The sequence below is a fragment of the Rothia sp. QJM3NY_36 genome (genome assembly GCF_056173115.1).
The window spans coordinates 2,124,293-2,136,333 of record NZ_CM149658.1 but is presented as its reverse complement, the minus strand read 5'-3'; the positions used below and the strand labels follow the sequence as shown (position 1 = coordinate 2,136,333).

Below are 12,041 nucleotides of genomic sequence, written 5' to 3'. Positions count from 1 at the left end.
GAGGGGCGACGGCGGGGCCGTCGGCGTCGTCCGGCTCCCCATCAGCTTAGGAGAGCCTCACCCGGATGTGAAGCGCGTCCCGCCGACGCCGGGCCGGGGCCCGATGTCGGGGCCCGGTGCCGGAGCTTCGCACCGGCTCAGGCCGGGACCACCAGCGGGCCGCCGGTCACCGGGTCCGCCACCACCAGCGCCTTCAGCCCGAAGACCTCCTCCAGCAGCTCCGGGGTGATGATCTCCTCCGGGGAGCCTTGGGCGGCCACCGCACCGCCGGCCAGGGCCACCAGGTGATCCGAGTGGCGGATCGCCAGGTTGAGGTCGTGCAGCACCATGACCACCGTCTTGCCGCGCTCCTGCCTCAGCCGGCGCACCAGGGAGAGCACCTCGATGCTGTAGGCCAGATCCAGGTAGGTGGTCGGCTCATCCAGCAGCAGGGTGGGGGTGTCCTGGGCCAGGGCCATCGCGATCCACACCCGCTGGCGCTGCCCGCCCGACAGGGCCGCGATGGGCCGGTGCGCCAGGCCCAGCAGGCCGGTGGCCTCCAGCGCGTCGCGCACGACGTCGTCGTCCCGGGCGGACCACTGCGCCAGCCAGGACTGGTACGGGTGCCGACCGCGGGCGACCAGCCCCGCCACGGTGAGCCCCTCCGGGGCGGTGGGGGACTGGGGCAGCAGGGTCAGGCGCCGGGCCCGGCGCACCCCCTTCAGCTCCCGGATGCTGCGCCCCTCCAGCAGGACCTCGCCGCTGAAGGGCAGCAGGTCGCACAGGGACTTCAGCAGGGTGGACTTCCCGCAGCCGTTGGGGCCGATCAGGGTGGTCACCCGGTCCGCCGGGATCTGCAGGTCCAGGTCCCGCAGCACCGGGTCCTGCCCGTAGCCCACGGTCAGCCCGCGCGCGGTGATCCGGGCGGCGGGCGCCTCGGACGGGGAGGCGGGGGCTCCCGCCGGGGTCTCCGCCGTCGGGTCCGGGGCGATGCTCGGCGTCTGCGGCGGGATCGCGCGGCGGGAGGTGCGGTCGCGGAACGGGGTCATGCGGAGGCCTTTCGGTTCATCTTCAGCACCAGCCAGATCAGCACGGGGGCGCCGCACACGGCGGTCACGATGCCCAGGGGCAGCTCCCACGGCAGCACCGTGCGGGCCACGAGGTCCGCCGCGCTGACCAGCAGCATCCCGGTCAGGGCCGAGCACCACAGCGGCGGGGTGGCCGCCCCGGTGATCCGCTGGGCGATCTGCGGGGCCACGAAGGCGACGAAGGGGATCGGCCCGGCCGCGGAGACCGCCACCGCGGCCAGCACGACGGCGACCAGCAGCTGGCTCGCCTGCGCGACCCGGAGGCGGTGGCCCAGCCCGTGGGCGATCTCCGGGCCGAGGGAGAGCCCCGCCAGCTGGAAGGCCAGCCCCCCGGCCAGGGCCAGGGCGGCCAGGGAGCAGATCAGCGGGGCCCACGCCTGGTCCCAGCCGCGTCCGTTCAGCGAACCGGTCAGCCACAGCCGGGCCTCGGCGGCCTGATCCAGGGTGGTCCCGGCCATCAGCCAGGTGGAGATCGCGTTGAGGAACATGGACGCGCCCACCCCGATCAGCACCAGCCGCAGCATCGAGCCGCGGTCCTTCCCGGCCACCCACCACACCAGGGCGGCGGTCAGCACGGAGCCGATGATCGCGACCACGGGCACCCCGAGCACATCCCGGCCGAAGACCGCGGCGTCGCCGAACAGCCCGTGCGTGCCGGAGACGGTGATGACGAAGACCGCGGCCACCGAGGCGCCGTTGGTGATGCCCAGGACGTCCGGGCTGGCCAGGGGGTTGCGGGCCACGGACTGGGTCAGCGCCCCGGAGAAGGCCAGGGCCGCGCCCACCGCCAGGCCCACCACGGCCCGGCCCAGGCGCCACCGGAACACGATGGTCTCCTCCAGCCGGGTCCCGCCCCCGGCGAGGGTGCGCAGCACGTCCGGCACGCTCATGGGGAAGTCCCCGCGCCCCAGGTTCGCGGCGAACACGAGCACGGTCACCAGGATCAGGACCACGGCGACGACGATGCGCCGCGGGCGCAGCACCGCGGAGAGCGGCCCGAGGCGTACGGCCCGGAGGCCCAGGTCGGCGCGGGCGGTCCCGGCGTCGGCGGTGCTGGTCTCGCGGGAGCCGGCGGTTCGGGGCTGGGTGGTGTGAGTCTGGGGGATGCGGGACGCGCTCACAGGGCCTGCACCTTCCCCCGGCGGATCAGGATGACGAAGAACGGCACGCCGACCAGGGCCATGACGATGCCCATCTGCAGCTCCCCGGGGCGGGCGATGATCCGCCCCAGCACGTCCACCGCCAGGGCCAGGGCCGCGCCGAGCAGCGCCGCGTAGGGCACCACCAGGCGGTAGTCCGGCCCGACGACGGCGCGCACGATGTGCGGGGCGGCCAGCCCCACGAAGGCCACGGGCCCGGCGGCCGCGGTGGCCGCCCCGCCCAGCAGCGCCACGCTGAGCAGGCCGAGGACCCGCCAGCGGGTGGTGGCCAACCCCAGCGAGCGGGCCACGGTCTCCCCGAGGGCCAGCAGATTCAGGGCCGAGCCCTGCGCGCAGGCCAGGACGAGACCCACCAGGATGATCGGCAGCACCACCCACGCCACGTCCAGATCCCGCCCGGCCACCGAGCCGGTGGCCCATTGGCGCAGACCCTCCAGGGCGTCGTCGTCGGAGAGCACCAGGGCGTTGACCACGGCCATGAGGATCGCGGACAGGGCGGCCCCGGCCAGCACGATGCTCAGCGGGTTGGCGGCCGTGGACCCCGTGGAGGACAGGGCGAACACCGCGGCGGTGACCAGCGCGCAGCCGATCAGCGCGGGCCACACGTACCCGGTGGGCGAGTCGGTCCAGCCGAACACGAGGGAGAGCACGACGGCCGCGGCAGCCCCGGCGTTGATCCCGAGGATCCCGGGGTCCGTCAGCGGGTTGCGCGTGTGCCCCTGGATGACCGTGCCGGCCGCACCCAGGGCCGCGCCGACCAGCAGGGCCAGCACGGTGCGCGGCAGCCGCAGCAGCCCCATGACGACGACGAGCTCGTCGCCGCTGCGAGAGGCGGGCAGGCGCTGCGGGTCCCCCGCGTAGGTCAGGGCGTCCGGGATGCGCTCCCAAGCCTGGGCGATCGTATTGGCTCGGCCGCCGACCATGAGGCTGGCCACCGCGCAGATGAGGATGACCGCGAGCAGCGCCAGCGGGAACCACAGGTGCAGGCTGCGCAGCCGCCCCGGGGCGCTCGCGGGGGCGGCGTCGTCGACGATGGGCGGTGAGGAGGTCACCCGTTCAGGATAGCCATGCCTCACCCCACCCCTCCTCCTCACCGCACAACGGGAGATCCCTCTCCTTCCGGGGCGTGTGCGGTCCCGAGATGGGAAGGATCTCCAGTTTTGCGGAAGGGGGCGGGAGTCCCAGGTTCTCCCCAGGATTGCACATGATAATCATTCGCGCTTTTGTCCGATCCCTGAGAGGAAGACCCGTGACCGATCTCCCCTTCGCGACCGCGCGATGCCGCCCCCTGCCCGCCGTGCTGCTGCTGGTCGCCGGCTTCGGAGTGAGCCTATGGCTGGCGGGCCTGGCCGCCGCGGCCCTGCCGCTGGGCACCTGGGCGGGCCCCATCGGCACCCTGATCCCCCTGACCACCGCCGTGGTCCTGCTCCGGGCCCTCGGGCTCCTCCCGCAGGCCCTGCGCCCAGGGCGGATGGGGCGCGGGCTGCTGCTCGGCTGGTACATGCCGGCCGCCGGCGCGCTCGTCCTGGTCCTGAGCGCCCTGTCCTGGACCGCCCAGGGTGGGGGATTCTCCGCCCCGCCGCTGGCGGCCCTCGGCACAGTTCTCGGGCAGCTGGGCACCGCCGCCGTCGAGGAGCTGTTCTCTCGCGCCGGGGTCCTCGCGGTGCTGGCCGGGGCGCTGCTGGCCACCGGCAGGATGGGTCCGCGCGGCGTCGTCGCCCTGCCCGCGGTGATCTTCGGGTTGGCCCACCTGCTCAACCTCATCCACAACCCCGGCGCCCTGGTGCCCGTGCTCGGGCAGGTGGTCTGCGCGGCTCTGCTGGGCCTGCTGCTCGGCGCGGTATGGCTGCGAACCCGCACGCAGCACCGGCGCGGTGATCCTGCTGCACTTCCTGTTCAACTGCGGCGCTGCCGTGGGCGCGATGTTCGATCCCGAGTGGTCTCGCCACGTCCTGGAGGCCGGCGAAGCCGACACCTCCGTGACGGTGGCGATCTCCACCGTGCTGTTCGCCGCCCCCGCCGGGCTGATCGGCTGGCTGCTGCTCTCCCGACACCGTCGCTGAACCCACCCCCGCAAAACGGGAGATCCCTCTCATTCCGGGACGTGTGCGGTCCCGATATGGGAAGGATCTCCCGTTGTGCGGAGGAGAGAGGTGAGGCGCTCCCGCAGGTGCTGGGAGCGCTCCGCGAAGGCCCGCTGCAGCCGCGCGTACTCCCGCTTGCCCTCCGCGGTCTCGATGCGGATCGGCGCGTATCCCCAATCCGCCAGGTCGTAGGGGGCCGCGCGCATGTCCATCTCCCGGATCTCCCGCGACAGCTCGAAGGCCTCCAGCAGCAGATCCGAATCCACCAGGGGCAGCAGCTTGTACGCCCACTTGTACACGTCCATGTTCGCGTGCAGGCACCCGGGCTGCTCCATCTCCCGCTGCGTCCGACGGGAGGGCTGGATCGTGTTCAGCGGGACGGCCTGCGGCTGGAAGAAGCGGAAGGCGTCGAAGTGCGTGCACGTGATCCGATGCCCCTCCACCACCTCATCCGTGCCCGCCGCGCCCAGCCGCAGGTCCAGGTACTCGTGCCGATGCCCGTTGACCTCGGAGCGGTAGGCCATCGCCCACTCGTGCAGCCCGAAGCACCCGAAGGATCCCGGCTTCGCCAGCGTGCGGGAGAGCAGATCCCGGACGAACTCCACCGTGCGCTGCCGCTGGGACAGGAATCCCTCGACGTCCACGGTCACCGCGGTGCCGGCCGCGGCGATGTCCCGGGCGGCATCGGTCTCCAGCCCGGCGGCGCGCAGCTCGTCCTCGACGGCGGGCCGGTAGTGCTTCCAGTCTCGACGCTCGGCGGCGTCCAGCAGGATCACCCCGGCCCCGGGATGCCAGCGGCGCAGCTGCCCGGGGGACAGGGTGTAGTAGGTGAACAGGAAGTCCTCCACCGGGTGCTTCTCGCCCCGGCTGCGACGATCTACGAAGGGCTGCCCGTGCCGATCCGCACGCTGTCTGTGCTCCGCGGCCAGCGCGCGCCACCGGGCGGCGTCGAGCAGGCGCATCCTCAGCGGCCGGTGCCGCCGTAGACGGTGGCCTCGCCCTCCCGGTCCAGGTCGAAGGCGCTGTGCACCGCGCGCACGGCGTCGTCGAGCAGATCCAGGCGGGTGATCACGGAGATGCGGATCTCCGAGGTGGAGATCATGTCGATGTTCACCCCGGCGTTGGACAGGGCCTTGAAGAACTGGAAGGAGACCCCCGGGTTGGACTTCATGCCCGCACCCACCAGGGAGAGCTTGCCGATCCGGTCGTCGTACTGCACGTCCTCGAAGCCCACCTCCTCCTGGACGCGACGCAGCACCTGCAGGGCCGTGTCCCCCTGATCCTGCGGCAGGGTCACGGAGATGTCCGTGCGCTTGGCGGACTTGGTGGACACGTTCTGCACGATCATGTCCAGGTTGACCTCGGCGTCGTTGAGGCTGCCGAAGATCTTCGCGGCGTAGCCGGGCACGTCAGGGACGCCGACGATCGTGACCTTCGCCTGCGAGCGGTCGTGGGCCACACCGGAGATGAGGGGCTGTTCCAAGGGGATCTCCTTCGTCAGGTCACGGGAGTCGGCGTCGGTGGGGCTCGGGATCACCCAGGTCCCCTCCAGGGTACTGAAGGACGAGCGGACGTGGAGCTTCAGCCCGAAGCGCCGGGCGTACTCCACGCTGCGCAGGTGCAGGATCTTCGCCCCGTTGGCGGCCAGCTCCAGCATCTCCTCGCTGGAGACCTCGTCCAGCTTGTGCGCGGTGGGCACGATCCGCGGATCCGCGGTGAACACCCCGTCCACGTCCGAGTAGATCTCGCACACGTCCGCGTCCAGGGCCGCGGCCAGGGCCACCGCCGTCGTGTCCGAACCGCCCCGGCCCAGGGTCGTGATGTCCCGGGTCTGCCGGTTCATGCCCTGGAAGCCGGCGACGATCGCGACGTTACCGGCCTGCACGGACTCCCGGATCCGATCCGGGTTGACCTCCACCAGGCGGGCCGCGCCGTGGATGCCGTCGGTGATCATCCCGGCCTGGGAGCCGGTGAAGGACTGCGCGGGGATGCCCAGCTCCCGCACGGCCATGGCCAGCACCGCCATGGAGATCCGCTCCCCGGCGGTCAGCAGCATGTCTAGCTCGCGGCTGGGCCCCCGGAAGGAGGAGACCTCGTAGGCAAGATCCAGCAGATCGTCCGTGGTGTCGCCCATCGCGGAGACCACCACGACGACGTCGTCCCCGGCGGCCCTCGTGTCCCCGATGCGCCGGGCGACGCGCTTGACGCCCTCGGCATCGGCCACGGAGGACCCGCCGAACTTCTGCACGATCAGACTCATGGGTGCTCCCGTCCTCGTTCTCGTCCTGCTGGCCCGGCGCCCCCGGGGCGGGGCAGGGCGGGTGGTGGGGCGCGTGGCCGCCCGTCCCAGGGTATCCTCCCGCACAGGAGGACGCCGCTTCGCATCCGGTGTCCCACGATGCGGACCGCGGCGGATGGCATGACTGCGGCGCAGGAAGCGGAAAGAGGACGGCATCGCGCATGGGCGGACGGGACCACCGGAAGCAGGGCACGCAGGAGACGGGGCGGCAGGAGCGGGCCCCGCGCTATCGCGTGGGCCGGGCGCGCGTCGTCGAGCGGCTCAGCCCCACGATGACGCGGGTGGTGGTGGAGGGCCTGCCCGGATTCCCCACCCGGCACGCGGTGGGGGAGACCGTGCGCGTGGTGCTGCCGGATCCGGAGACCGGCCGGGTGCCCGAGCCCGACCTCACCGGCGGCAAGCCGCGCTGGGCCAAGCCCGCCCCGCTGACCCGCAAGTACACGGTGCGCCGGGTGGATCCCGGGCTCGGGACGGTGGAGATCGCCGTGGTGGCCCACGGTCAGGGCCCCGGCAGCCGGTGGGCGCAGGCGCTCGCCCCGGGGGATCCGGTGCACCTGCTGGGACCCAAGAGCGGCCGCGAGGCCCCGGAGCCGGGGCGCTTCTTGCTCATGGTGGGGGATGAGACGGGCCTGCCCGGCATCGCTCGCTGGCTGGAGCAGCTGCCCGCCGACGCCGTCGGGCGGGTGATCCTCGAGGTGCCCGGCCCGGACTCCGTCCAGGACCTCTCAGCCCCCGCCGGGGTGCGCCTGACGTGGCTGGTGCCGGGCGAGGACGGTCCGGACGGCCAGTCTGCGGACGGGGAGTCTGCGGACGGCCGACCTGGGGACGGGGACGGGGCGGCGAGCCGAGGAGCGAGCCCGGAGGCCGACGCGCGGGCGAACACAGGGGAGCCGGACCGGGCGGAGGTGCTGGCCGGTCGCACGGCCCTGGAGGTCGTGGAGCGGATGCCCGTTCCCGAGGGCCCCGCGTTCGCGTGGCTTGCCGGGGAGAGCGCCGCCCTGCGCCCGGTGCGTCGGCTCCTACTGGAGCAGTGGGGGCTGGACAAGCGCTCGATGCACGCGAAGGGCTACTGGACCAGGAAGCGGTGAGCGCCCGACGCCCCGGGCCGGGGCGCCGGGCATTCCGTGCGCCCCGCTGCCCGCTCGAGGCTCCTCAGTCCGCCCAGGGATTGGCGAAGCGCTCGCCGCGCCGGGGCGTCGGGTAGCGGCGCGCGGGCACCTCGGGGGAGGCCTCCGAGCCCGCACCGCCCCGTTCGGGTTCGCCCTCACCGGGCTCCTCGGAGCTCCCAGAGCTTTCTGAGCCGTCGTCGTCGGTGTTGTGGTCCGAGGCTTCGGGGTTCGCGGCGAAGTCCTCGGCGTCCTCCTCGTCGGCCAGCCGCGCCTCCTCCGCGGCCCGGCGCATCCCGGCGGTGAGGATGCGACGGCCCTCCAGGGCCCGGCCCAATGTGATCTCATCCGCGTACTCCAGGTCCCCGCCCACGGGCAGCCCGGAGGCCAAGCGGGAGACCGTGACGCCGATGGGGTTGAGCAGACGGGAGAGGTAGGTCGCGGTGGCCTCGCCCTCCAGGTTGGGGTCCATCGCCAGGATGATCTCCTGGACGTTCTCGTCGGCCAGGCGGGTGACGAGCTGGCGGATGCGCAGCTGCTCCGGGCCGATGCCCTGCATCGGATTGATGGAGCCGCCGAGCACGTGGTACCGGCCGTCGAAGCTGCCGGTGCGCTCGATCGCGGAGACGTCCTTCGGCTCCTCGACCACGCAGATCAGGGAGGTGTCCCGGCGGGCGTCGCGGCAGATCGAGCACTTGGGGGTCTCGGAGATGTTGCCGCAGATCTCGCAGAAGGAGACCTTCCGCTTCACGGTGGTGATGGCCGCGGAGAGCTTCTCCATCTCCTCGGCCGGGGAGTTGAGGATGTGGAAGGCGATGCGCTGGGCGGACTTCGGGCCCACCCCCGGCAGACGGCCGAGCTCATCGATCAGATCCTGGACTGCGCCTTGGTACACGGCTCCTCATTCTCGCGGGGGCACCGGATTCAGCGCTCCGGTGCGGTGGTTGGTGGGTGGCGGTCGGGATCAGCGCGCCTGGTGGGGCCGCTCCTCGATCACCCGGCCGCCGAGCAGGGTCTCGACCGCCGCCTGACCGTACATCGCCGAGTCCTCCAGGTCCTCATCCTCCGGGGTCGGGGCGAAGTCCTCCCAGTCCTCGGGCGGCTCCGGGGCCTGCGAGTCGACGCCGGGGCCCCCGTGGGAGCGAGCCCCGGCGGCGATGGCCGCGGCGTGGCGCTCCCGGAAGGACCGGTGCGGCTGATCCCGGGCGGGCCCGGCGGGTTCGGTGGGCGGAGTCGACGGCGCGTGCCCCTCCGGGCCGGCGGGACCAGTGTCCGGGGGCGCCTGCCCGTCGGCCGGGCTGCTGGAGGGGGCGCTGGAGGCGGCGTCGTCGGGGACGGCGCGCAGATGGCGGGAGGAGGCCCCGCCGCCGGGTGCGCCCGCGCCGCCGGGGATCTCGACCAGGTGCGGGGCGCGCTCGCCCCACTGGGACGGGTGCCGTGCGGAGCCGTCATCGGGCCCGGCGTACCCCCAGCCGCTGCGGCGCCCGTCCACCGGTTCGCCCGGGGCGCCGGCGCGTCGGGCGGCCACAGACCAGTCGTGTGCCGGCCCGGCCTCTTCCGTCTCAGATCCGCTCGACGAAGCCCCGGGGGACGACGCGCCGGGGTCGGCCGGGTGGGCGTCGGAAGTCGGAGCAGCGTGGTTCGTCGGGGCGTGGTCGGGCGCGGCTTCCTGGGTGGGATCGACCGTCGCATCCGGCGCGGGGTGCTGTCCGGGGTCGCCGGAATCCGCGGGGGCCTCACCGGGCTCCTGCGGAGAGGGGACCACGCTCAGGCTGCCGGTGGGCGGGGTGCGCGGATCGGGCGAGCCCTGGGAGGGCACCGGGGCGGGACGCGCGGGACGCTGCCCCTCCGCGACCTCCGGAGCCGAACGCTGCGAAGCGGTGTCCTGAGTAGCCTCGGCCTGCTCGGGACCGTCACCGGGGATCGCGGCGACCTCCCAGCTGCCGAAGTCCTCGCCCTCGGCATCCTCGGACCAGGCAGGGGCCCCGCCCTCGGCCGGTTCCCCGTGACGACGCCAGGCCTCCTCCTCGGCCCGCGGGCCCTGGGGCAGATCCGGGGTGACGCGCGGGCGCCCCGACTCATCGGGTGCCCGACCCGCGGAGGACGCGGCGGGGCGCTCCCGGAGGGCCTGCTGGGCAGCCCGCTCCCACTGATCCTCATCCGGCCACTCCGGCTCCTCCGCGCGCGCGGTGGACGCGGCGTGGCCGGAGCGCTCCGGTCCGCGGCCGGGGGCACCCGCGAAGGAGGCCCCGCCGTGTCCGCGCTGTCCGTCCTGTTCGCTCTGTCCGCGAGCGGGCGACGACGACGCGGGGCCGCCCGGTCCCCTACCGGATCCACCGGGCGCACCGGGCCCTCCAGATCCACCGGGCCCGCCAGGCCCGGACGGCCCCTGCGGGCCGCGCCCGCCGCCGTCGGAGGGCCCGGGGCCGCCGTCCACGGCCACCTGGCAGGAGATCCCCAGGACCTCCTGCAGCGCCTCGGACAGGGCACCGGCGTAGCGCTGCACCCGGGACTGGATCCCTGGCCCGCGGGAGGAGACGTACAGGACGCCGTCCTCGAAGCGGGAGGGCTGGCATTCCCGGAAGGTCGCCTGGCCCACCTTGGAGCGGCTGCCGACGGCGGCCACCACATCGGCCCAGGAGCGCTGGATCATGGTGACCTGGCCGGCGTCGGCCGGGGCCGTGGGCTGCGGCTGGTATTGTCCGGCGTCCTCCGCCATGTGCGATGCCGAGGTCTCCCGTTCGGGGGCCTCCGGGTGCTGGTCGGCCGCAGGCGATGGGGCGCCGGAGGGTTCGGCGGCGTCGTTCCCGGCGGCGTCGTTCCCCGTCCTGCCGGCCTCGACCCGGCGGGAATCGACGGCATCGGCTCCGGCGTCCTCGTCCCCGGTCTGCTGCCCCGGCGGGACGGGACGGTTCCGCCGGGCCATCGCCAGCGCGGCCTCGCGACCGTCCGGGGCCGCCGCCATACCCTCAGCCGCTGAGCCGTCGGAGCGCTCGGGCCCCTCCTCGGTGCCCGCCGCCTGGGCGGCCGCGTGCTCGGCGGGGGTCTCCGGGGTGGTCAGGGCGGCCGGATCCTGGCGCAGCGGGGCCGCCACCGCGCCGACCGTGCCCAGGTTGATCCGCCGCTCCAGCCGATCCACCCGGGCCCCGACCCCGCGGGTGGAATCATCCGCGGTCGGCAGCAGGATCCGGGCGCACAGCAGCTCCAGGTGCAGCTGAGGGGTGGTGGCCCCGGTCATCTCGGTCAGGGCGGCGTTGGTGATGTCCGCGGCCCGGGACAGCTCCGCGGCCCCCAGCTGCTGGGCCTGCCCGCGCATCCGATCCACCTGGTCCTCGGAGAGCCCGTGCAGGATCGAGGCCGCGGCGTCGGGAGCGGCCCGGACGATGATGAGGTCCCGGAACCGCTCCAGCAGATCCTCCACGAACCGGCGCGGATCCTGCCCGGTGCTGATCACCCGGTCCACGGCCTGGAAGACGGCCGGAGCGTCCCCCGCGGCGAAGGCGTCCACCACCCCGTCCAGCAGCTCGGCGTGGGTGAAGCCCAGCAGGGCGACGGCGAGGTCGTAGGTGATGCCCTCCGACCCGGAGCCGCCCATCAGCTGATCCAGCACGGACAGCGAATCCCGCACGGACCCTCCTCCGGCGCGCACCACCAGCGGCAGCACCCCCTGCTCGACGGCGATGCCCTCCTGCTCGCACAGGTGCGCCAGATAGGTGCGCAGGGTCTCCGGGGGGACCAGGCGGAAGGGGTAGTGGTGGGTGCGGGAGCGGATGGTGCCGAGGACCTTGGCCGGCTCGGTGGTCGCGAAGACGAATTTGATGTGCTCCGGCGGCTCCTCCACGATCTTCAGCAGCGCGTTGAACCCCTCGCGGGTGACCATGTGCGCCTCGTCGATGATGAAGATCTTGTAGCGGTCCCGCACGGGGGCGAAGGTCGCGCGTTCGCGCAGGTCACGGGCGTGGTCCACGCCGCCGTGGGAGGCGGCGTCCATCTCGATGACGTCCAGCGAGCCCGCGCCGTCCCGGGCGAGGTCCCGGCAGGACTCGCAGTGCCCGCACGGGGTGGGGGTGGGGCCCTCGGCGCAGTTGAGGCAGCGGGCCAGGATGCGCGCGGAGGTGGTCTTGCCGCAGCCGCGCGGCCCGGAGAAGAGGTAGGCGTGGTTGACGCGGTTGTTCCGCAGCGCCGTCATCAGGGGCTCGGTGACGTGCTCTTGCCCGATGACGTCGGCGAACGTCTCCGGGCGGTAACGGCGGTACAGTGCGGTGCTCACGCGAACAACACTAACGGCTGGGACTGACAGATCGAACGGCGTCCGCGGGTCTGTG

The 12,041-nt window shown here is 73.7% G+C and carries 9 protein-coding genes and 1 pseudogene; 3 read left to right on the top strand and 7 right to left on the bottom strand.

The features are described from left to right. Positions 1–137: 137 nt before the first annotated feature. Genes AC0VXQ_RS09540 through AC0VXQ_RS09530 form a run of 3 tightly spaced genes read right to left on the bottom strand, consistent with a single transcriptional unit; the run spans position 138 to position 3,279 of the window. Entirely contained in the window at positions 138–1,028 is an 891-nt protein-coding gene (locus tag AC0VXQ_RS09540; protein ID WP_100464833.1) for an ABC transporter ATP-binding protein, read from the bottom strand. Beyond that, a complete protein-coding gene (locus AC0VXQ_RS09535; protein ID WP_196826125.1) occupies positions 1,025–2,188 on the bottom strand; it encodes a FecCD family ABC transporter permease in 1,164 nt (387 codons plus the stop codon). The genes AC0VXQ_RS09540 and AC0VXQ_RS09535 overlap by 4 nt, the downstream gene beginning before the upstream one ends. Then, positions 2,185–3,279, bottom strand: coding sequence for a FecCD family ABC transporter permease (locus AC0VXQ_RS09530; RefSeq protein WP_224799600.1), 1,095 nt, complete (start codon positions 3,277–3,279; stop codon positions 2,185–2,187). The genes AC0VXQ_RS09535 and AC0VXQ_RS09530 overlap by 4 nt, the downstream gene beginning before the upstream one ends. An 89-nt stretch (positions 3,280–3,368) precedes the next feature. Here AC0VXQ_RS09530 and AC0VXQ_RS09525 point away from each other — a divergent pair. After that, positions 3,369–4,025: pseudogene (locus tag AC0VXQ_RS09525) on the top strand (hypothetical protein); the annotation flags it as partial. A gap of 76 nt (positions 4,026–4,101) precedes the next feature. After that, positions 4,102–4,290 carry a hypothetical protein gene (locus tag AC0VXQ_RS09520; RefSeq protein WP_061225680.1) on the top strand — a complete coding sequence of 63 codons (189 nt, stop codon included), beginning with the start codon at positions 4,102–4,104 and terminating at the stop codon, positions 4,288–4,290. 29 nt (positions 4,291–4,319) lie between these two features. On the opposite strand, the gene AC0VXQ_RS09515 is transcribed toward AC0VXQ_RS09520, so the two are convergent. Further along, positions 4,320–5,273 carry a 3-methyladenine DNA glycosylase gene (locus tag AC0VXQ_RS09515; protein WP_224799601.1) on the bottom strand — a complete coding sequence of 318 codons (954 nt, stop codon included), beginning with the start codon at positions 5,271–5,273 and terminating at the stop codon, positions 4,320–4,322. A gap of 2 nt (positions 5,274–5,275) precedes the next feature. After that, entirely contained in the window at positions 5,276–6,571 is a 1,296-nt protein-coding gene (locus AC0VXQ_RS09510; protein WP_129357653.1) for an aspartate kinase, read from the bottom strand. 200 nt (positions 6,572–6,771) lie between these two features. Here AC0VXQ_RS09510 and AC0VXQ_RS09505 point away from each other — a divergent pair, with 200 nt between their 5' ends. Continuing rightward, positions 6,772–7,698 carry a siderophore-interacting protein gene (locus tag AC0VXQ_RS09505; RefSeq protein ID WP_224799602.1) on the top strand — a complete coding sequence of 309 codons (927 nt, stop codon included), beginning with the start codon at positions 6,772–6,774 and terminating at the stop codon, positions 7,696–7,698. Positions 7,699–7,762: 64 nt separating this feature from the next. Here AC0VXQ_RS09505 and recR read toward each other — a convergent pair whose 3' ends face one another. Both recR and AC0VXQ_RS09495 read right to left on the bottom strand, forming a co-directional pair. After that, a complete protein-coding gene (gene recR / locus AC0VXQ_RS09500) occupies positions 7,763–8,611 on the bottom strand; it encodes a recombination mediator RecR (RefSeq protein WP_081101635.1) in 849 nt (282 codons plus the stop codon). Between the two features lie 69 nt (positions 8,612–8,680). After that, complete coding sequence (locus AC0VXQ_RS09495) at positions 8,681–11,986, bottom strand: DNA polymerase III subunit gamma and tau (protein ID WP_129357655.1); 3,306 nt, start codon at positions 11,984–11,986, stop codon at positions 8,681–8,683. Between the last annotated feature and the right edge of the window lie 55 nt (positions 11,987–12,041).